A 20295-nucleotide genomic window follows, 5' to 3' on the forward strand; every position below is an offset into this window, starting at 1 on the left:
CCTTGAATAATGCACTGGGACCTCAGGAAGCCTTGCTTTTGCCCTTGGCGTTCGCAGAGGCCTTTGTGAGCTGCGTGAGCTTCTCGTCTGTCGCTTTCTCCTCGGCGAGGTTCGCCTCCAGCAGGGGTACGGCGTCCTTCAGACCAAGCTGTTTGGCCCACTCGATCAACGTGCCGTAACGGGCGATCTCGTAGTGCTCGACTGCCTGGGCGGATGAGATGAGCCCTGCATCCAGAGCCGGAGACTCCTTGAACTCTTCGATGATCTCTTCGCCTTCGGCAATAATGCCCTGTATGGCTTCGCAGGTCTTGCCGCGCGCCGCCTTTCCGAGCAGTTCGAAGACCTCTTCCAAGCGTTCGATCTGGCCCTGGGTCTCCTCGCGGTGCTGCAGGAAGCTTGCCTTCCCTTCTTCCGAATTGGCGGCGCGGGCCATCTTCGGAAGGGCCTTCAGGATCTTTTTCTCTGCGAAGTAGATGTCTTTGAGAGTGTCGAGGAACAAGTCGTCGAGTGTCTTGGTGGCTGCCATTTCAATTCTCCCTTGTGGTTCAAGATCAGGTCTAAGAGTTTGGTTCAGTCAAGCAGGTCGGCGGGGACTTTTCCTCCGTTTTCCGACAGCTTCTTCATGAGAGCCTTGTGAAGAAACGTGTTCATTTTCGCGCTGCCATCGGCGTCGCCGGTGTAGCCTAGTTCCTGCGCCAACTCCTTGCGCTCCTCAAGGCTGGCGTCCATGCCGAGAGCCTTCATCAGGTCAACAATTGAGCGCCGCCAGTCGAGCTTTTGGCCAGACTTCTTCGCCGCTTCGTTGAGTATGGATTCGACGTCGATTGGAGCCCGAGAATTTGAGCCGGAAGAAACGCCTCCGTCTAATTGCGGCGCAGGGTTCGCAGTCTGTGCTGCGGGCGGGGCGGGCTGGCTTATAGCCGGGTTGGCCGCAGTCTCTGACAGTGCGGGTGGTTGAGTGGTAGGCGCGGCTGAAGATGACGGTGCCAAAGAGGCCGTGCTTGACGCTTGCGGGGCGGGCGCGGCATTTGCTTCGCCAAAAATTGCGTCCTTGATGCGGTCGAAGATGCTCATTCATTCCTCCTGCTATGTGTAGCGGCTTGCCAACATAAGCGCCTCTGCTCGCAAACATCGGCATTTTCTGCTCGAATTATCTGACAATGGAGCGGGCGTCGTGCTCACGCTCTTTGCCAATGTGCTCGCAAACATCCGGGTCTGCTTGCAAACATCCGCCACGTGCTCAGATTAATTGCCAGCGACGGCATGGTCAAACCGGGACGCCTGCCTGTCGTAGTTGCTCGGTCAGCTGACGGGAATATTCGGGATCAAGGGTGCCCGCCAGGAAGGCGCGGATATACGGACATGCGCTGTGGCTTTCCCTCCTTGGCGCTTCGGGTGCAGGAGGTTCTGCAGCATGATCCGTTGTCAGGGCATCTCTTCGTCTTCAGGGGCCGCAGATCGGATATTTTGAAGATCATCTGGCATGATGGTCTGGGCGCCTGCCTTTTTACCCGGCGGCTGGAGAAGGGCCGGTTTATCTGGCCGAATATGGGATAGCATCCGTCAAGGTGGTGTAGAATTGGGACCGGGCCGTCATGATCAGGCGGCTCTGGGTGAAATTTCTCCATCGCAGCTACGCGAGGAGGTAGAGCTGAGTTTAAGTGCTGTCATTGAAGTTTCACGAGCCTGATAAACGGACGTCATATGTCGCCCATAGTGATGCAAATATTCAATCGATGCACCACTAACGATCAGGATTATTGTGATGCTGGCTCTGAACGGAGTTGCCGTGACCTATGCCAACGGCACCCAAGCTTTGAAGACAACGACATTGACGTTCAACCAGGGTCAGTTCGTCGTGCTCCTCGGTAGATCCGGCGCAGGCAAATCTACCCTCATCCGGACACTCAACGGCTTGGTTGCGCCGACGTCTGGTTCGATCACTTCTAACGATATTGGTGCTCTGGATGCGGAAACTAAGCTTCGCATTCACCGAAGGCGAACTGGGATGATATTCCAGCAGCACCAACTCATAGGGCGCTTGAGCGCGCTCGACAACGTCATGACGGGCCGCCTGGGCTACCACTCTGGCTGGCGTACGTTGTTCCCTATGCCGCGTTCGGATCGAAGGCTGGGGTTGGAATGCCTTGAACGCGTAGGCCTTCTTGATAAGGCTCTCGTCAGGGCGGATCAACTATCCGGCGGTCAGCAGCAACGGGTGGGCATTGCGCGCGCGCTGGTCCAGAAGCCCCAACTGGTCCTTGCAGATGAGCCCGTTGCAAGTCTGGACCCTGAAACGGCTGTCGAGGTCCTGTCGCAGCTTCGCGAAATATGCACAGCCGACGGCATCACTGCTGTGATCAGCCTTCATCAGATCGATCTAGCTCGCCGGTTCGGCGACCGGGTCATTGCTATGCGCGACGGGGAAGTGGTTGCGGACGCCGCTGTCGACGAACTGACCGATCAAATGTGTGCGTCGATCTACCGCAGCGCCCCAAGAAATCCGACCACAACACAAGATTTGTCCAACTACGAGTATGATCAACCTTTAGCTGCCATGGAGGCCGCATTATGAAGAAGCTTCTGTCCCTCGCATTCCTCGCCGTTCTTGGCTGGAGTTCGTTGGCGCATGCTGGCTCAAATCCAGAGACATTGCGCGTCGCGTTGCTACCGGACGAGAACGCCGCCACTGTCATCAAAAACAATCGTCCTCTCGAGGAGTATCTTGAGAAGACACTCGGTCGGGAGATTGAACTGATCGTAACGACCGACTACTCGTCAATGATCGAAGCGATGCGTTTCGGCCGGCTTGAGTTGGCTTATTTCGGGCCGCTCTCTTACACGCTCGCGAAAACCAAGGCTGATATCGAGCCTTTCGCAGCACTTATGAAGGATGGCGAAACTACCTATCGCGCTGTAGTTGTCGCCAATGCAGAGGCTGGCATCGAAAGCCTTGAAGATGCAAAAGGGAAAAAGGTCGCGTTTGGGGACGTGGCTTCCACCTCAAGCCACCTTATCCCGAAATCTATGCTGCTTAAGGCCGGAGTTGAGGCTGGAAAAGACTATAGCGAGAACTTCGTAGGGTCGCATGATGCCGTGGCTATTGCAGTGCAGAATGGCAATGCTCAGATTGGCGGACTTTCGTTGCCCATCTACAATTCAATGGTCGCTCGTGGCACCATTGATCCTAAGAAAGTTATCGCCCTCGCCGAGTCCGATCCGTTCCCGCAGTACCCCTGGACCATGCGGTCGGATCTTGACACTTCGTTGAAAGAGGCGATCACCAAAGCCTTCATCGACCTTAAAGACGAAAAGGTATTGGCATCCTTCAAAGCCGATGGGTTCGCTCCGATCGATGACAAAGCCTACGACGTCGTCCGTGAGCTCGGTAAAGTGCTGAACTTGGACCTGAGTCAGTAAGGCGCGTTCGAGACAGTTTCTCACCTTTCGACGCAGGCGCTGGCCTGCGTCCTTTCTTCCAGGATATGTGATGACACAGCCGTCGGCCGACTACGACTCTATCCTTCAACATCAAAACAAAGCTTGGACCAGAGCTGGCGTGATCGCGTTGGCAATTGCGTGTGTGATCATTGTTAGCAGTTATCACTCCGGTCTTCTTGATCTGGAGCGTCTGGGATCTGGGTTTCCTGCGCTCTGGCAGCTCGGTACGGAAATGTTTCCCCCGGATTTCAACCGAGGCTTGGAGTGGATCAGCCCTCTCATCGACACTCTGGCGATGAGTATAGCTGGGACTGCGATCGCGGTACTGATATCACTTCCAGTTGGCTTTTTCGCCTCAGGGAAAACAGCACCCAACGCTGTCATCTATATGATCTCGCGTGGATTGTTGAATGGTCTACGGTCGATCCCGGAGCTGATTATGGGCATCGTCTTCGTGGCGGCAGTGGGATTTGGAGCGCTCCCAGGCGTGCTGGCTCTTGGTCTTCACTCGGTTGGCATGGTGGGCAAGTTCTTTGCGGAGGCGATCGAGCATTGCGATAATGCGCCTATAGAAGCCGCACGCGCAGCTGGTGCGTCGCCGTTCCAGATCGTGACGCGGGCGATCTTGCCACAAGTTCTACCGCAATTGGCCGATGTGACCATCTATCGGTGGGAGTACAACTTCCGCGCCTCGACAATCCTGGGCACTGTGGGAGCTGGTGGTATCGGTTTCGAGTTGATGACATCCCTCCGGATCATGAATTATCAGGAGGTTCTTGCGATCATGCTCGTTGTCCTTCTGATGGTCACCATCGTTGACCAGGTCGGCGCTCTCCTCCGCCGCCAGCTGCAATAGAAGGATAAATTAAATGCTCCCAAAGGTAGTAATCACCCATCGCGTCCACGAGGAGATTATCTCAAAGCTATCTCCCCACGCTCGTTTAGTTTGCAACGATACTGATGATACATGGCCCCGCGAGAAACTGCTCGCAGAATTGAGCGACGCCAAGGCGATGATGGCGTTCATGCCGGACATGATCGACGCGTCTGTACTCGCGCACGCTCCCGATCTTCAACTTGTGGCATGTGCGCTGAAAGGCTTCGATAACTTCGACATCGAAGCCTGCACGCAGCGTGGAGTCCACGTCACGATAGTGTCCGATCTTCTCACTGACCCGACAGCCGAACTTACAATCGGTCTGATGATTGCTCTTGGGCGGCACATTCTGCCAGGCGACAAGAGCGTCAGGAGGGATTACAAAGGTTGGCGCCCTCGGTTTTACGGCCTTGGGCTGCAGGGCACAGCAATCGGCATTTTAGGGATGGGAGCGATCGGAAAAGCTATAGCACAGCGCCTAAGTACCTTCGGCGCCATTGTGTCGTACTGGGATCGTCAATCCCTGGACAAAGCCGATGAGATCAGACTGAACGTAAAGCCTCTTGAATTTGACCAGTTGATCTCGTCGTCTACCTTTCTTGTGTGTGCACTCCCGCTTTCGGCCGAAACGAAGCATCTCCTCGGCGCTGAACAACTCGCCAAAATGCCCAAAGGAGCACTTCTTATTAATCCTGCACGCGGAAGCGTGGTTGATGAAGAGGCTGTTGTCGCTGCATTGCAGGCGGGGCGCTTGGGAGGCTACGCCGCTGATGTTTATGAGATGGAGGACTGGGCCAGACCCGACCGGCCTGACAAGGTCCACGGGGGTCTCCTCAATCGCGAACATGATTCGATCTTGACACCCCACATAGGCTCAGCAGTGGCGAAGTCGCGTTTGGCTATCGAGCACGAGGCTGCTGACAACATTATAGATTTTGTCCAAGGCCGAAGACCTCGTGCGGCAATTAACGAGGTTCAACTAATTCCTTGATTAGAGAAAGTAATGTTTAGCCTTTCGCATGTCGCAGCATTCATAGAGGTAATCGAAACTGGCAGCTTTCACGAGGCGTCGCGACGGCTTCAGATATCCCAACCGACTGTCTCACATAATGTGAAACGATTGGAGGATATACTAGGGGTGCGGCTGGTCGAGAGGAGGAAGGACAAGTGTGTGCCGACTCGGCAAGGGCTCGTATTCTTGCCATTCGCACGCAGCCTTTTGACCGTCACGAAGAGATCTCTGGACCGCCTGCACAGCGGCCGGATTACGTTGGGTGCCAGTACTAACATCGGTACCTATATTTTGCCAGTCCACTTGAAGCGTTTACAGGATGCTCAAGGCCGGCCACCTGAGGTGGCCGTTGCCTCAAATCCTGAAATCATCGAAAAGCTCTTGAGGAAGGAGATTGATCTAGCCTTTACCGAATGGTGGGACGATCGAAAAGGATATCAAGCCCGCCTTTGGCGGAAGGAAAAGCTGGTAATAATCGTATCCCCACAGCATAATTGGAGGACGCGAAAAACAATTGAAGCGGCAGAGTTATTTCAAGAGTCCCTCATTGGCGGAGAACGTGGAACCGGTACCGGATCCGTGCTCCGCGAGGCCTTCGGCCAAGCGGCAGAGCAATTCCCAATCTCATTCAATGTCGGGAGCACTGAGGCTGTGAAGCATGCAGTTCGAGCTGGTCTCGGCATTTCGATCGTGATGAGGAGCACTGTCCTCGATGAGCTCGCGTCGGGTAGGCTTTATGAGGTTTCTGTTGAGAATGTGGTTCTCGAAAAGTCTGTGTGGGCTGTACATCCCGTACATATGGAGGATGGTTCACCGGAAGCAATCGCGCTTAAGGTTATACTCGATGCGAGCGCCCCTCTGGGTGACCTAGAGCACGTCCACATTACTCGGGGTCATATCCGCAAGATTTGAAGTAGTTGGCGCATTCCTGCGGCTCGAACATGGTAACGGCCTGGCCGACCGCATCCTTTGGTATCGCCGCCTCAATTCCCGGAGTATCCCATACAAGGGGGACAAGATCGGGGACCGCCCGATTTTCGATGCGTAAGGTTCCCTGCTCCATGTCGCGAATATTCGGCCGTCAGACACATAGTTGGTTTCCATGGATCGTTTGTCATAAACGAGGGTTTTTGAGCATGCCATAGCGCATGCCGTCACGCCCCTTGAATGGCGCGATGGAATCTTCTCAAAACTGTTATAGAAACGGTTGTCGCAAAATGCTATGTGTCCAACGACTTTCAAGAACATTTGGATGGCTATGCGGGTCGGGTACGCCAGGGTCAGCACGATCGATCAAAATCCGGAGCTTCAGCTTGAGGCGCTGAGACGCGCCGGTTGCGAGAAGGTGTTTACCGAGCGCGGGTCAGGCGCTCGCGATGACCGCCCGGAATTGGGCCGAATTCTCTCCGACGTGCTTCGCACTGGTGACACGCTCGTTGTCTGGAAACTCGATCGGTTGGCGCGATCGCTAAAGAAGCTCATCGCGACGGCGGAAGAGTTGGAGCGCGCGAAGATCGGGCTCGTGTCCTTGACCGAGAGCATTGATACGACGACGCCGGGCGGCATGCTGACCTTCCATGTCTTCGGTGCGATCGCCCAGTTCGAACGTGCTCTGATCCGCGAACGCACGACGGCTGGACTGGTCGAGGCGCGGCAACGTGGCCGCAAGGGTGGCCGCCCGCCCGCGATGCGCCCGGGCGATATTGCCGCGGCGCGCGCCCTGATGAAGGAAGGCAGCATACCGGTACGCAATATTGCGCAGCGCATGGGGGTTTCTGTTGCAACCCTCTATCGTCATATCGGCAAGAAGGGTGGCTCTCCCAAAACAGTGGAATCCGAGGACGTCCATGGCTGAGCGGAGAAAGCGGCCGCCCGGAGAGGCTCTTGTCGATCTTCGACGCCGATTGTCGCTGCTTTCTCCCCGTGATCCAGGCCGTACCGAGATTGTTGCTCGTGCCGCCGATGCCTACGGCATCTCGATCTGGACCCTGTATCGGGCGCTGCGGGAGTTGAACCGCCCGAAATCCGTACGGCGCGCCGATCACGGAACCTCCCGGATCGCCCCGCAGCCGGAGATGGAAACCTATGCCGAAATCATCGCGGCCCTGAAGATCAGAACGGCGAACCGGAAGGGGCGGCATATCTCCACGGCGCGCGCCATCAAGCTGCTTGAGGAAGACGGCGTGGTGACGCCCGATGGCCTGGTCCGTGCACCGCCCGGCATCTTGAAACGCGCAACGGTCGATCGGCTGCTGCGTGTTTCCGGCCTGGATTATGCGCGCGTCACCCGCCCGGTGGCTGCCGTCCGATTCCAGGCGCGGCGTTCCAACGAACTCTGGCACTTCGACATGAGCCCGTCCGACCTGAAGCAGGTGGAAGCGCCGCTTTGGGTCGAGGAAGGGCGCGGCCGGCCGACGCTGATGCTGTTCTCCGTGGTCGATGATCGCTCCGGCGCGAGCTATCAGGAATACCGCTCCGTCTACGGCGAGGACGCGGAGTCCGCCTTGCGCTTTCTCTACAATGCCTTCGCCGCCAAGCCTGAACCGGAACTGCCGCTTCAGGGGATTCCAACGACCATCCATATGGATAACGGGCCGGTGAGCCGCTCGCGCGTTTTCCAGTCCGTCATGGGTAGCCTTGGTGTCCGGGTTCTCACGCATATGCCCCCGTCGGACAGCGAGCGGCGCACGCCGGCGCGAGCGAAAGGCAAGGTCGAGCGGCCGTTTCGCACGATCAAGGAAGTGCACGAGACCCTCTATCATTTCCACAAGCCGAAGGACGAAGAGGAAGCCAACCTTTGGCTCAGGCGCGCCTTGGTCACCTACAATAACGGCGACCATCGCACAGAGTCTCATGCACGCATCGAGGATTGGCTGCGGCATCTTCCTCCTGACGGGGTGCGGGCGATGTGCTCCTGGGAGCGGTTCTGCGCCTTTGCGCGCGAACCGGAACGACGGACGGTTGCTGGAGACGCGACCGTATCGGTCGAAGGCGCATCCTATGAGGTCGAGCCCGAACTTGCCGGCGAAACGGTGACCTTGCTCTGGGGCCTGTTCGATCAGGAACTGTTCGTCGAGCATGAGGGCAAGCGCTTCGGTCCATTCCAACCTTCGCGCGGGGCGGTTCCCCTCTTTCGCTATCGCAAATACCAGAAGAGCAAGCTCGAAGAGCGGCTCGACAAGGTGGTGCGCCTGGCAGACCAACTTGGGCTCCCCCGCGCCGCGGTCACCGGCGGGGATCGTCCATTGCCTTCGCTGCCCCCGACCACGGCTGGGCTGAGTGTACGGCGGACACCGTTTCCGGAACCCGCAATAGAGACCGCTTATCCAAATGGCCTCGCAGCCCGTGGGGCCATCGCCGACCAGCTCGGCCGGCCGATCGGCGCGATGAATGCCGGTGACCGCGCCTTCATCAATGAACTGCTTGGAGAAACACTCGACAAAAAGATGATCGCGGCCCGTATCCGCGAACGCTTCCAGGCGCGAAGAAAGGAAGAATGATGCTCGCTGACGTTCAATCCAGTTACGGCCTCGACCGGCCTTTCCAAGGGGCCGGCAACTTTGAGACCGAGCATCAGCGCACGATCATCCGCGAGGTGTGTGCGGCCGTCCAGACCGGTCGGCTTGTCGTGGTCTCCGGCCTGGTCGGTTCGGGGAAAACCCACCTTTTGCGCCGCATCGAGGCCGAACTCACCAAAGCCGGCAAGGTCGCACTCGCCAAATCGCTGGCGGTCGACAAGCGGCGCACTTCGCTGCCATCGCTCATTGAAGCCCTGTTCTACGACTTGTCTCCCGGCGATCGTGCGCAGGTCAAGATCCCCAAGCAGGCCGAGCGCCGGGAGCGCGACCTGCGCGACATCATGAAAAAAGGCAAACGGCCGATCGTCCTCGTGGTCGACGAGGCCCATGACCTGCACCACAAGACCTTAACCGGCCTGAAGCGACTGATGGAGGTGGTCGCCGACGCCGGCGTGCTCCTTTCCGTACTTCTTGTCGGGCATCCCCGGTTGCGCAATGATCTGCGCCGGCCGCAAATGGAGGAGATTGGCTACCGCACGACCATTTTTGACTACGAGGGGATCGGCTCCGCGCGCCGCGACTATGTTGCCTGGCTGCTTGGCGCCTGTGCGGCCGAAGGCGTAAAGGTTGGCGAACTCCTCGAGGAAGAAGCCATCGACCTCATCGCCGAACGTTTGCGCACGCCGCTTCAGATCGAGATGCATCTCACCCTCGCATTCGAGCAGGGCTTTCGCCTCGGCACCAAGCCGGTTACCGCCGAAATCGTCGAGCAGGTCCTGTCCCGCGCCATCGACGATCTCGAACCGACGTTGACCCGAAATGGTTACGATGCGACGGCTCTGGTCACGCACCTCAATGCTCGGCCGTCGGATATCCGCGCCTTCCTGGCGGGCACCCTTGATCCCGAATATTCCCGTCAGCTGACCGAGCAACTACGACAGGCAGGCGTCCCGGTTTGACCATGCCGTCGCTGGCAATTAATCTGAGCACGTGGGGGATGTTTGCAAGCAGACCCGGATGTTTGCGAGCACATTGGCAAAGAGCGTGAGCACGACGCCCGCTCCATTGTCAGATAATTCGAGCAGAAAATGCCGATGTTTGCGAGCAGAGGCGCTTATGTTGGCAAGCCGCTACAGCTATGAGCTGGTCAGGGCGCTCGATCCACTCGTAAGCTGCAGCACGCATATGTACCCGGCCGTCGCGAAAAGTTGATGTGCTGTCGCCCCGCCGATTAACGCAGCGAACAAATCGCAGTTCCTTGTGCCCCAGGCTTGGGAGCAAATATTCTTTCGCGTTGGTCGCCCAGCGCGAGGCGGCCCGGTTCGAAGGGCGAGGTGGGCAGCCGCGGTGCGCTGCTTAGTGCGCGGTGGTCCGCTTGTTCTTTCACGGATTCTTTTTCCGGGATAAGCAACCTTTGTATCGGTGTGATGCCTAATAGAATGCGTGGATCCATGAGCAATTCGGGTCCCGCCGCGTTGGCGTCATTAAGTGGCCTTTCGAAGCAAGCTTGACTCTTCTGCGCTGAGAAAAAACACCGCGATAGCTTTTGTAGAGGACATTAGATCCTGCTCAACACAAGGTGAGGGAGGTCCGTGAAGGATGTCGCGTATCGAAAACCCTCGGGTGATCAACGGACTCAGGGACCACATCGGTAACCCGGAATGGAATGGTCGGGAAGGACCGCGGTTCTACCCTTTGGGGCTTTAATGCCAATCTGCGCTAATGGCCTGCAAACCAGTCCGCCGCGCCGCGCCATTTCCGCCTGAGCACTGAAGCGAACGCCGGTAGCCCGACCCCGCGCGAAGTTCTTCAGCGCTGCGTTAGAGATCCGCTCCCAGGTTTTTCCTCGGTCCCGGCCGGCGGGAACGCGGGGCAGCAGCCCGGGTTCTGCGCTCCAGGCCAGAAGTTGGTCCAAGGATGACGCTGTCGCGGAGGTGGTGCTCGATGAGATAAGCGTCCAGCATGGCACGGTGGGCAGGCAGGCCGATCTCGTGAACGAGCCCTTCCGGCATGCGCTGGTAGCGCAGCATCTGGTTGGAAGCGGGGAAGCTCCGACCAAGACCCCCAGCGCCGACTTCCAAAAACAGACCCATGGTGCGCCGCCGGTACAGCTGGGCGTGCATTAGCGCTGTCGAAACCAGTGCGCTGGGCGGCGAGCGCATCCAGGCACCAGACGGCCGGAGCACGTCTGCGGCAAACTCCTTCCAGAAGGCCGGGTCGGCGACGTCGGCGTCAAGAATATGATGCACGGCGATTGAATCCGGTGTCGTCGGCGGCTCGGGATTGACCACAGAGCTCCGCGCTCCTCGGTCACTCACCACTGGTCATCATCAGCCATAGTGACGTCCTGCCAGCCGATCTCGCAAACGTCGCTCAGACCATTGCCGCCGGTCTCCAGATCGATGACGCGAACTCTAGAGAGAGAATTGTCGGAAATCCTCGTCTATCCTCTAGTTATCCAATCATAACGCCAGATAGAGTTGCGGTTGTTCCCCGTCATCTTCCGACTGATCGTTGGTAAGCGAAGAGAGCGTGACGCCCAGCAGACGGATCGGACGCTTGAACGGATAGACGGTGGAAAGCAGGGCAGATGCGGCCTCCGTGATCTCGGCAACGCCCGTGGCCGGGAGAGTGCCTGTTCTGCTTCGTGTTGCCTGCGTGAAGTCCGAATATTTGATCTTAACGGTTACCATCTTGCCGCTGATCGACTTTGCCTGACAATGCGACCAGCCTTTTGCCGCTGAAGGTTCCATCCGGTGGTGGCGAGGGCTAGATCGTCGGTGTCGTCGACTAACGTATCCTCGGCACCGATTGGTTTTGTCACCCGGTCGGGCCGAACAGGGGGCTCATCGATGCCGCGCGCGATACCGTAAAAGTAGGGACCGGATTTACCGAAGTTCTCAGTCAGGAACTGCAGCGATTTTGATTTCAAGTTGGCTCCGGTTTTGATGCCGAGGCGGTGCATCTTCTCGGCGTTGGCCCACACCGCGAAATTTCTTGACCGCTAGTCCGTCGACGAAAGCTGGGCCGTTCTTCGGGCTGATGACGGTCTGGCCGTTCGGCTTGTTGAGATCCGACGCCATCTTGGCCAAAAACTTGTTGTACGGAATGCCGGCTGATGCATTGAGACCAGCGACTGACTTGATTTTTCGCACGGATCTCCAGCGTGATCTCGGTGGCGATCGGCATGTCCTTCAGATTTTCCGTTACTTCGAGATAGGCTTCATCGAGTGACAATGGCTGATCAGCGGCGTGTATTCGGCAAAGATATCGCGGATCTGTTGGGAAACAGCGCGATAGATCTCGAATGACCTGCCACTGAACTTTCATCCAGTGGCGATTAGAGCCCCGGCGGACGGTGAACCGCCCCAGGTTTCTGGACCATCTGAGGCTAGAGTTTTCCGGCTTCATTCAGGGAGGCGGGCTGGTTGAGCCTCCTGATTTCATCAGCGAGATCGGTACCTTATTGCCGATCGCACCATGCGGCCGAAACTCATTATAGTCTATACGCCAATCCTCCATCTTTTCGCGGGCATCCGCAAGGGTCAGGAACCAGTGCTGATTCAGACATTCGGCGCGGAAGCGGCCATTGAACGCTTCAATGAACGCATTGTCGGTCGGCTTGCCCGGGCGTGAGAAGTCCAAGGTGACGCCTTTGGCGTAGGCCCAAAGGTCAAGATCGCGAGACACGAACTCAGTCCCCTGATCGACACGGATCGTCTTCGGGTAGCCAACTTTCCGGCATACCCGTTCCAAGGTTTGCACGACATCTTCACCTCGATAGCTGTGACGTGGATCAAGCACCGGCACATAGCGCGAGAAGGTGTCGACCACCGTGAGCACCCGCAGTTTCTTGCCGGTCGCGAGTTGGTCGTGAACGAAGTCCATCGCCCAGACATCGTTCGGTCCAACGGCCATTTGCCGATCTTCCCGCAGCTTGGCTTTGACCCGTCGCTTCGGCGTCTTGTTACGCAGTTGCAGGCCCAAGTCTCTGTAAATGCGATAGGTTCGCTTGATGTTGGTCCCCCAACCCTCGCGCTCCAACAATACATGCACGCGACGATAGCCGTAGCGAACACGTATCTCGCAGATCTCACGAATACGACGTTCCAGACCGGCCTGATCGGCACGGCGAGAGGTGTAATGGTAGGTCGACCGATCGAAGTTCAGTGCCCCACAGGCACGCCGGATCGAGATCATCCAATCCCGGCACATGCCTTTCACCATCTCGCGTTTCCGAGCAGGCCTTAGAGCTTTCGCCGAATGACATCCTGCAACATCTCACGGTCCAGCGTCAGGTCCGCGACGATCTTCTTCAACCGCGCATTCTCGTCCTCGAGCTGCTTCAGCTTCTTCATCTCCGGCGGCAGCATGCCCGCGTATTTTTTCTTCCAGTTGAAATAGGTCGCCTGGCTGATCCCCGCCTTCCGGCAGATCTCCGCAACCGACACTCCTTCATCACCCTGCTTCAGAATGAACGCCTTCTGTGCGTCCGAAAACTGTGATGCTTTCATCGTCTTCCGTTCCTTTCCCAGCCAGGAAAATGCACCGGAAAACTCTAACCAAAAACGGTCCAGTTTGAAGGGTTCAGATCACCCCTTCATCGCCTATCAAACTCCAAGTTCAGTTAACCTTACGATGCCAGTTCTGTCTCATGGGCGCAGATGTCAAACAATGTAGAAAAGTAGGGACCTTCGAGACATCCTTGTTTTTAACTTTCGATCACAAGGATAATCGCGATGATGACATTCCGACGGGAAGTTTCACATAAGCTGCGCGTTCTTCAACATGCCGAGCGTCACGGTGACGTATCGCAAACCTGCCGCTATTTCGGTATTGGCAGAGCCAGTTTCTATCGATGGAAATCGGCTTTCGAGCGCTATGGCGAGGCCGGGCTTGAGAACCGATCCTCCGCACCAAAAAATCCCGCTAACCAGAAGCCTGCAGAAATCATCGAGAAAGTCTTGCATCTGCGCACCAGATATCATCTCGGCCCGATGCGCATTTCCTGGTATATGAGCCGGTACCATGCCATCACCATCTCTGACGCCTGCATCTATAGAATTCTGAAGCGGAACGGGCTTAGTCGGCTTCCCGGCGGTACGCGTGTTAGGAAAATCCATACCCAGAGATACGAGCAGCGCGTGCCGGGGCATCAGATACAGGTCGACGTAAAATTCCTGAAATTTGAAGGCGTTGACGGCAAGGTCGTCAAGCGCTTCCAATACACGGCAATCGACGATGCCACCCGCATCCGGGCCTTGAAGGTCTATGATCGCCACACCCAGGCCAACGCCATAGACTTCATCGACACCGTAATCGCCAAATTCCCGTTCCGCATTCGCGAAGTGCGCACCGATAATGGGCACGAGTTCCAGGCCAAATTCCACTGGCACGTCGAAGACCAGGGCATCCGGCACGCCTATATCAAGCCAGCGTCGCCCCAACTAAATGGAAAAGTCGAACGGTCACACCGCACTGATGATCAAGAGTTCTACCAGCTTTTGTCATATACAGACGACACCGACCTCGTTCAAAAGCTCAGCGAATGGGAGAGGTTCTACAACCTTGCAAGGCCGCATGGCGCTTTCAATGGAAAGGCACCTTACGAAATCCTCCGCGAACGCCTATAATCCAAACAAGGATGTCTCATCGCCCTTCAGAAGATTACATACTATGAACGTTTGGCTGGTGTGCACCGTCATACGGCTCTCCACATATCCCTGTTTATTTATTTTGATTCAAGTAAGCACTGAGCGTGGCATTGGTCAGTCAACCTTTTGTTACGTTCGTCGTTGTAAGGGCGCGAACGTGAGCGAAGCTGGATTGTTCCGGTAGCTCACTGGTTCTTCACCAAGGCCTAGTTGTAAGTGTATGTCTGCACGAGCCCCAGTGTGTTTTTTGAGAGTAGCCTGAGCCAGATAGCCAGCAGCGGCGGGACATTTGCTTTACCTCGGCTCATTGCCTCCACGACTGACAGATCGCATTGGAGGACTTCTGCCAAGTCTGGAAGTGACCACTGGAGATTGCACAGGCAACGGCGAAACTCTTCGGGGGCCATGGTCTTGCCACTTTACTTCGCTTCAAGCAAAGGAACCCACCATTCTCGGCGGGTTCCCTCACGATGCACTACCATACGTTGGAGCGCGGTCTTCTGGTCCCGCGCACGCTCATAGTGTGGCACTGCGGTTAATGATGGGTTAACGGCCAAAAAGAAATCCGCCGGAGCAGGTCTCATGCAAAGACACCATCAGACAAGGCCGCTTGAACCACCAGGCCAAAGCGGCGTCACGACACGAAAGTGTTGAATCTGTCCGACTTTTGAGAACGTATGGTGATCACGCTGCGAGGATGGATGTTTCGCGCCGTAGCGGCCTGAGATCGAGGCTTTCCGTCGAGGTCCAAATGTAATCGCCACTGAGCCTGATGTGTCGCCACCCGAGCGGGGTGATCTGTTTGACTAGGTCGGGCGATACCCTCCCGGTTGAGTTGGGCGAAGGCCGGTTGGAGATAGAGAGTGTTCCAGTAGACGATGGCATTGAACAGCAGGTTCAGCCCGGACGCCCGGTAGAACTGACTCTCGAAGGTCCTGTCTCGCAGTTCTCCGAGCCGGTTGAAGAACAGCGCACGGGCCAAGGTGTTCCGGGATTCGCTCTTGTTGACTGTGATTAGGCATGGAATAAGGGCTCTGACTCACTTTTGATGAAATCAAGTGCTGGCTGATGTTGGTTTCACGCAAGGAATCAATACCATGGGCCATTCGCTCAGATCGTCGACGCTCGTCCCTCGCGGCTTTATAGTCGACAATACAGCCATTGATGACGACGTCATGTTGATCGCAGTCCGGCCGACGAGCAAAGCAAGCTTTTGCCCAATCTGTGGAACAAGGTCGGAACGAATCCACAGTCGATATCAACGACGCCTGGCTGACCTGCCCTTGGTGGGAAAGCCCGTTCGGCTTGTCATTGAAGCGCGCCGGTTCCACTGCGATGCACTGCTATGCGGTCGGCGAATCTTCGCCGAGCGCTTCGACGGAGACATTCTCGCGCCTTCGGCGCGGCGAACCGCCAGGCTTGACCACATCGTCCATCATCTCGGACTTGCACTGGGTGGCAGGCCAGCGGCCACCTTTGCCAAAAGGCTGATGTTGCCGGTCAGCAACGATACGCTGCTGCGCGTCGTGCGGCGACGCGGCAGTCCGCGCTTTGTCCCACCCACCGTGATCGGTATCGACGACAGGGCGTGGCGACGAAATCAACGCTATGGGACCATCATCTGCGATCTGGAACGGCGCAAAACCATTGCTCTCCTGCCGGATCGGGAGCCGTCGACGGCCCAGGCCTGGCTCTCGGACCAACCTCAGATCAGCATCGTCGCTCGCGACCGCGGCGGTGGTTACGCGACGGCTGCAGCCAAGGCGTTGCCACACGCCACCCAGGTCGCTGACCGCTGGCACTTAATGGAGAACGCCAGCCGGGCATTCCTCGATGCGGTGCGCAAATCGATGCGCCAGATCCGAACTGCGATCGGACCGGCCACGATCAACCCCGAACTGCTGACGGCCGCCGAGAGGATCCAGTACGAGGGATATCTTCGCCGGGAAGACACCAACGCCGCAATTCTCGACATGGCCAAGTCCGGAGCAACAATCAAGGAGATCGTGCGCCGGACCGGATACAGTCGCGGCCTTGTCCGACGCGTACTGCGTGGTCAACGTTCGGATGTCTTCCGCGTCCGTGAGAACTCGCTTGAACTCTACCTGCCCTGGCTTGACGCTCAATGGACGGCCGGAAACCGGAATGGAACGGAGCTATGGCGGCAACTCAAGAGCCAAGGGTTCCGCGGCTGTCTTCGAGTTGTCACCGAGTGGGCCACACGCCGTCGAAAAGCAGAGAAGGTCGATGCGGGCGCGTTGAGCCGAGCGCCTTCGGCCAGGACCATTGCGCGTCTCATGACCATCGGCCGCGACGACCTTTCCAAATCTGAGACCGTGACGGTTGCGGCGATTGAGGGTGGCGTGCCGCTGCTGGTTGAGGCCCGGGAAGTCATCGCCGCCTTCCAGGCCATGATCCGCAAGAAATCTCTCGCTGATCTCGATACATGGTTGGAACGCGCTCGATCGGGCTTGGTCGCCTCCTTCGCCAACGGTGTCGTTAGAGACCGAGCAGCCGTCAGCGCAGCGATCTCTTCACCATGGTCCAACGGCCAGACGGAGGGGCAGATCACCACGCTCAAACTTGTGAAACGCCAGATGTACGGCCGCGGAAAAATTGATCTCCTCCAAGCCCGCGTCATCGGCGCGGGATAAAATCCATCACCACCAAAACTGCGTCAGAGCCCCGTTACGACGCCGATTGACAGAAACAGCGCTCCGGCTCATCGACGGATGGATCGCGGATTATAATGAAATCCATCCCCATTCTGCCCTCAAGATGGCTTGCCCTCGGCAGTTCATCAGGGCTAAATCAACCTAGCCGACTTGTCCGGTCAAACGGGGTGCACTCCATCACCCGATTCGAGACAATCAGCGATGAATGCCTCAAGTTCAGGTGTCAGCGATACGTTTCGGGTCAATCGATTGGCCATTGTCAAGATGTGCCCCAGGTCGAGCACTGTGTCAAAGTGTGGCCATATACCCCCCCTGCGGGGCGGGAAAGAACAAAGTGAAACGGCTTTTACCGACTGCATGGCAATGGCGGCAGACGCCGGTGTCCCAGGTTGAAGGCACAGAATTGGCCAGGCATGAAACCTGGAGAGGTCCTCGGGCGATAAGGTTTTCGCCTGACGATCAACCGCTTGGGCGCCACCCTACACCGGCATGGAGTGTATAGCTTGCCCGAATTGAAACGTTGGAACTCCGCCTACGCGCCTAAAACTGGCGGCTCCAATAGCAACCCCTCTTGCTCGTCGATAGCGACCGTGCTCGCTGTTAACACGAAATATGTCATGCCGACCCTGATGCAATTCGGTCTATTGTTGGGAAGCGCCGCAAGCAGCGCGACTAGATCTGCTGGCATCACAGGTGTTTCAGGCCTTCTGCGGTTATACCAGTGAATGATCCGATTCATCGTCCTAAGGCACTCCAACCCACGTGAACTTCTGGGACGCGGCCCCTCGAAATCGCACCGCTCTCTATTGTCTCGCGGGAGCGGAAATCGTCTCCGCCTCGCCAAATAAGGGTCATCTGCCCAAAACATCTCGCTTTAGGCGTCCCTCATCGTCTGACATCAAATCCTCGCCAGTCCCTGCAGCCGCCAACGACGTCCTGATGGCATCTTCAATCGGCTGTGGCCGGCCGAAAAGGTAGCCCTGACCGAGATCACAGCCAAGCTGCTGAAGGTATTGCAGTTGGCTTTGCTCCTCGATTCCTTCGGCGGTGACCTCAACGCCCAAACCATGACCAAGCGCGATCATGGCGCGGACGACCTTATCCTGCCTTTCGCTTGCCTCGAATGTCTGAACGAAACTCCTGTCAATCTTGATCTTCTGGAACTGGTAATTCGACAGCTGCGAAAGGCTCGAATAGCCGGTCCCAAAGTCGTCCAGAGCAATCCGGATACCCGCCTTGGTAAGATCCTCCAGAACTTCCTTGGCCGCAACTGCGTCCTTGATCAGCGCACTTTCCGTGATCTCGATTTCCAGGCGCTGAACCGGCAGGCCGCTTTCGCCCATGATTTTCAGCAGTCGCAGCCCGAGCAGCCGATCGCACAATTGCGTCGGTGAGACATTGAAAGACAAAATGGTGTCGGCCGGCCAGGACATTGCATCCTTGCAGGCTCGCCTGAACAATTGTTCTGTTAGCTCGACAATGAGCCCGGCATCTTCGGCGATCGGGATGAAATCAGACGGGGGAATAAAGGTGCCATCAGCTGTTTTCCACCGGGCAAGTGCTTCAAACCCCGCCAGCTTCCGGGTGCTGAGTTCTACAAAAGGCTGGTAATAGGGCTCGACTACACCCTCTCTCATGGCTTGGCGCAAACGAGCCTCAAGTTGTATGCGATTGTTGAGCTCATCAAGCATTGCCGGAGTAAAGGCCGAGGCATTGTTGCGGCCCATTTTTTTCGAAGCATACATGGCGCAGTCCGATTGATGGATTGCATCTGCGAGCGTTACGCCGTTAATGCCTGCAACGGTATATCCAACGCTTGCGCCAAGATCGACCGTCGCGCCTTTGATTGTCATTGGCTTGGATATCGCACGTACGATTCGGGCCGACAGCGCTTTGAGATCGACCTGCCCCCTAAGCTTCGCCAGCACGACAAACTCGTCACCCCCTAGCCGATAGATATGCTCGTCTGGGAAAACCTCCGCCAGCCGTTCGGACGTAATTTTGAGAGCAGCATCGCCGCTATCATGCCCAAGCAGATCGTTGACCTTTTTAAACCCATCCAGATCGATGCTGAACACCCCATAGCGGTCACCGGAAAGGAAATCTTCCCGGGCGGCCACAGCATCAAGAAGACGGCGATTTGGCAGCTTTGTCAGTGGGTCATGGAAAGCAATCCAGTCGACGTCACGCTCGGCGAGAATGCGGCGAGAGATTTCGTGAGACATATCCTTGATACGGAGGACAGAGTAGGCCAGTCCCAGGAAACCACCGATGTTAAGAGCGGTAAACACCTCATCGAGATTGTAACTCTCATGATCGCGGAAATAATGGTCCAGAACCTCATGGGCATTAAAATACGAGGCAAGGCCGTAGAGCAAAACGAATGCACCGATCCAGATAAAGATCTCGACGTTGGCGCGATTATGACGGAAGTTTGGCATGGAACCTCTTTGCGCGGCCTTGATAGGCGGAGCGATCGAAATCCGTTCGGCATCTGATGTTCGGCATCCCATGTGTAGATGCCGGTAAGGTTGATATGTTCCCAACTGAGCGGCGATATGTGTTTCAATAGAGTATCAGGAATGTCTCGCCCCGCTCGTTTCAGCTGTGTGACTGCGCGATCAAGATAAACCGTATTCCAGTGCACGATCGCACTGACGACGAGATTGAGCCCCGAGGCGCGGAAAGCTTGGCTTTCGAACGACCGGTCACGGATCTCGCCTCGCTCGTGGAAGAACACAGCGCGCTTCAGCTTATGGGCGGCCTCTCCCTTGTTGAGACCGGCTTGGCATCTCCGCCGCAATGCCGGACTTGAGTACCATTCGATCATGAAGAGCGACCTTTCGATACGGCCGAGTTCGCGGAGCGCCCTCGCGAGATGGCTTTGCTTCGGAGATGCGGACAGCTTCTTCAGGATCGTAGACGGTACCACGGACCGCGTCGTGATCGACGCCGCGAGATGGAGCAGATCGTCCCAATGGTCGAGAATCAGGGCGGTGTTGATCGGCGCCCCGATAGGAGGGGCGCCACGGTGGCGCCCCTTCAGTGACGCCCGATACCGCCTTTGATAAAGATCTCGTTTGTAAGACAATTGCCGCGATTAATTTAACGGTCTGCG

16 protein-coding genes and 4 pseudogenes are annotated in these 20295 nt (G+C 56.9%); 12 read left to right on the forward strand and 8 right to left on the reverse strand.

Annotated features, from left to right (window positions below):
• Positions 1-22: 22 nt before the first annotated feature.
• Both EGT36_RS00250 and EGT36_RS00255 read right to left on the reverse strand, forming a co-directional pair.
• Positions 23-526: a YciE/YciF ferroxidase family protein gene (locus EGT36_RS00250; protein WP_113731503.1), complete on the reverse strand. Its 504-nt coding sequence runs from the start codon at positions 524-526 to the stop codon at positions 23-25.
• A gap of 44 nt (positions 527-570) precedes the next feature.
• On the reverse strand, positions 571-1074 hold the full coding sequence (locus EGT36_RS00255) for a DUF3597 domain-containing protein (RefSeq protein ID WP_072492888.1): 504 nt from the start codon (positions 1072-1074) through the stop codon (positions 571-573).
• A gap of 288 nt (positions 1075-1362) precedes the next feature.
• Between EGT36_RS00255 and tnpB the strand changes: the two genes are divergently transcribed.
• From tnpB to EGT36_RS00300, 9 genes are all read left to right on the forward strand, one after another.
• Positions 1363-1557, forward strand: coding sequence for an IS66 family insertion sequence element accessory protein TnpB (gene tnpB, locus EGT36_RS30890; protein WP_006473174.1), 195 nt, complete (start codon positions 1363-1365; stop codon positions 1555-1557).
• A 208-nt stretch (positions 1558-1765) separates the two neighbouring features.
• Positions 1766-2575 carry a phosphonate ABC transporter ATP-binding protein gene (gene phnC / locus EGT36_RS00265; protein ID WP_006473175.1) on the forward strand — a complete coding sequence of 270 codons (810 nt, stop codon included), beginning with the start codon at positions 1766-1768 and terminating at the stop codon, positions 2573-2575.
• The gene (phnD, locus tag EGT36_RS00270; protein ID WP_003501103.1) at positions 2572-3420 is read left to right on the forward strand and encodes a phosphate/phosphite/phosphonate ABC transporter substrate-binding protein; all 849 of its coding nucleotides are present in this window, start codon (positions 2572-2574) and stop codon (positions 3418-3420) included. Before phnC ends, phnD begins: the two co-directional genes overlap by 4 nt.
• 70 nt (positions 3421-3490) lie before the next feature.
• Entirely contained in the window at positions 3491-4297 is an 807-nt protein-coding gene (gene phnE / locus EGT36_RS00275) for a phosphonate ABC transporter, permease protein PhnE (protein ID WP_006473411.1), read from the forward strand.
• A 13-nt stretch (positions 4298-4310) separates the two neighbouring features.
• Positions 4311-5309: a phosphonate dehydrogenase gene (locus EGT36_RS00280; protein WP_003501101.1), complete on the forward strand. Its 999-nt coding sequence runs from the start codon at positions 4311-4313 to the stop codon at positions 5307-5309.
• Between the two features lie 12 nt (positions 5310-5321).
• Positions 5322-6242 (forward strand): LysR family transcriptional regulator, encoded by a 921-nt coding sequence (locus EGT36_RS00285; protein WP_003501100.1) that lies wholly within the window; start codon positions 5322-5324, stop codon positions 6240-6242.
• 340 nt (positions 6243-6582) lie between these two features.
• A complete protein-coding gene (locus tag EGT36_RS00290) occupies positions 6583-7185 on the forward strand; it encodes a recombinase family protein (protein WP_003501098.1) in 603 nt (200 codons plus the stop codon).
• Positions 7178-8830, forward strand: coding sequence for an IS481 family transposase (locus EGT36_RS00295; protein ID WP_003501095.1), 1653 nt, complete (start codon positions 7178-7180; stop codon positions 8828-8830). Before EGT36_RS00290 ends, EGT36_RS00295 begins: the two co-directional genes overlap by 8 nt.
• On the forward strand, positions 8827-9807 hold the full coding sequence (locus EGT36_RS00300) for an ExeA family protein (RefSeq protein ID WP_006470275.1): 981 nt from the start codon (positions 8827-8829) through the stop codon (positions 9805-9807). Before EGT36_RS00295 ends, EGT36_RS00300 begins: the two co-directional genes overlap by 4 nt.
• Before the next feature lie 861 nt (positions 9808-10668).
• Here the strand turns inward: EGT36_RS00300 and EGT36_RS30895 are convergent.
• From EGT36_RS30895 to EGT36_RS00315, 3 genes and pseudogenes are all read right to left on the reverse strand, one after another.
• Positions 10669-11097, reverse strand: a complete 429-nt coding sequence (locus tag EGT36_RS30895) for a hypothetical protein (RefSeq protein WP_279795939.1) — start codon at positions 11095-11097, stop codon at positions 10669-10671.
• Positions 11098-11310: 213 nt separating this feature from the next.
• Positions 11311-12156 (reverse strand): annotated as a pseudogene (gene dinB / locus EGT36_RS00310) (DNA polymerase IV); the annotation flags it as partial.
• Between the two features lie 103 nt (positions 12157-12259).
• A protein-coding gene (locus EGT36_RS00315; RefSeq protein WP_104679491.1) for an IS3 family transposase occupies positions 12260-13362 on the reverse strand; the annotation gives its coding sequence in 2 pieces (ribosomal slippage) (positions 12260-13101 and positions 13101-13362; 1104 coding nt in all).
• Positions 13363-13587: 225 nt separating this feature from the next.
• On the opposite strand from EGT36_RS00315, the gene EGT36_RS00325 reads away from it, so the two are divergent.
• On the forward strand, positions 13588-14481 hold the full coding sequence (locus EGT36_RS00325) for an IS481 family transposase (RefSeq protein ID WP_113731502.1): 894 nt from the start codon (positions 13588-13590) through the stop codon (positions 14479-14481).
• A gap of 705 nt (positions 14482-15186) precedes the next feature.
• Here EGT36_RS00325 and EGT36_RS00335 read toward each other — a convergent pair.
• Positions 15187-15511, reverse strand: a pseudogene (locus EGT36_RS00335) (Tn3 family transposase); the annotation flags it as partial.
• Between the two features lie 88 nt (positions 15512-15599).
• Here EGT36_RS00335 and EGT36_RS00340 point away from each other — a divergent pair.
• Both EGT36_RS00340 and EGT36_RS31480 read left to right on the forward strand, forming a co-directional pair.
• Positions 15600-17156 carry an ISL3 family transposase gene (locus EGT36_RS00340; protein WP_125269927.1) on the forward strand — a complete coding sequence of 519 codons (1557 nt, stop codon included), beginning with the start codon at positions 15600-15602 and terminating at the stop codon, positions 17154-17156.
• 52 nt (positions 17157-17208) lie between these two features.
• A pseudogene (locus EGT36_RS31480) lies at positions 17209-17322 on the forward strand (integrase core domain-containing protein); the annotation flags it as partial.
• A 706-nt stretch (positions 17323-18028) separates the two neighbouring features.
• Here the strand turns inward: EGT36_RS31480 and EGT36_RS00350 are convergent.
• Complete coding sequence (locus EGT36_RS00350; RefSeq protein ID WP_113732191.1) at positions 18029-19618, reverse strand: putative bifunctional diguanylate cyclase/phosphodiesterase; 1590 nt, start codon at positions 19616-19618, stop codon at positions 18029-18031.
• 23 nt (positions 19619-19641) lie between these two features.
• Positions 19642-20193, reverse strand: a pseudogene (locus EGT36_RS00355) (Tn3 family transposase); the annotation flags it as partial.
• Between the last annotated feature and the right edge of the window lie 102 nt (positions 20194-20295).

This window comes from Agrobacterium sp. FDAARGOS_525 (assembly GCF_003938925.1).
GTDB lineage: Bacteria > Pseudomonadota > Alphaproteobacteria > Rhizobiales > Rhizobiaceae > Agrobacterium > Agrobacterium pusense.

Excerpts from the sequence above, each read along its gene's own strand:
- EGT36_RS00250 (WP_113731503.1), bottom strand. The coding sequence starts at position 526 with ATGGCAGCCACCAAGACACTCGACGACTTGTTCCTCGACACTCTCAAA.
- EGT36_RS00255 (WP_072492888.1), bottom strand. The coding sequence starts at position 1,074 with ATGAGCATCTTCGACCGCATCAAGGACGCAATTTTTGGCGAAGCAAAT.
- tnpB (WP_006473174.1), top strand. The coding sequence starts at position 1,363 with ATGCGCTGTGGCTTTCCCTCCTTGGCGCTTCGGGTGCAGGAGGTTCTG.
- phnC (WP_006473175.1), top strand. The coding sequence starts at position 1,766 with ATGCTGGCTCTGAACGGAGTTGCCGTGACCTATGCCAACGGCACCCAA.
- phnD (WP_003501103.1), top strand. The coding sequence starts at position 2,572 with ATGAAGAAGCTTCTGTCCCTCGCATTCCTCGCCGTTCTTGGCTGGAGT.
- phnE (WP_006473411.1), top strand. The coding sequence starts at position 3,491 with ATGACACAGCCGTCGGCCGACTACGACTCTATCCTTCAACATCAAAAC.
- EGT36_RS00280 (WP_003501101.1), top strand. The coding sequence starts at position 4,311 with ATGCTCCCAAAGGTAGTAATCACCCATCGCGTCCACGAGGAGATTATC.
- EGT36_RS00285 (WP_003501100.1), top strand. The coding sequence starts at position 5,322 with ATGTTTAGCCTTTCGCATGTCGCAGCATTCATAGAGGTAATCGAAACT.
- EGT36_RS00290 (WP_003501098.1), top strand. The coding sequence starts at position 6,583 with ATGGCTATGCGGGTCGGGTACGCCAGGGTCAGCACGATCGATCAAAAT.
- EGT36_RS00295 (WP_003501095.1), top strand. The coding sequence starts at position 7,178 with ATGGCTGAGCGGAGAAAGCGGCCGCCCGGAGAGGCTCTTGTCGATCTT.
- EGT36_RS00300 (WP_006470275.1), top strand. The coding sequence starts at position 8,827 with ATGATGCTCGCTGACGTTCAATCCAGTTACGGCCTCGACCGGCCTTTC.
- EGT36_RS00325 (WP_113731502.1), top strand. The coding sequence starts at position 13,588 with ATGATGACATTCCGACGGGAAGTTTCACATAAGCTGCGCGTTCTTCAA.
- EGT36_RS00340 (WP_125269927.1), top strand. The coding sequence starts at position 15,600 with ATGGGCCATTCGCTCAGATCGTCGACGCTCGTCCCTCGCGGCTTTATA.
- EGT36_RS00350 (WP_113732191.1), bottom strand. The coding sequence starts at position 19,618 with ATGCCAAACTTCCGTCATAATCGCGCCAACGTCGAGATCTTTATCTGG.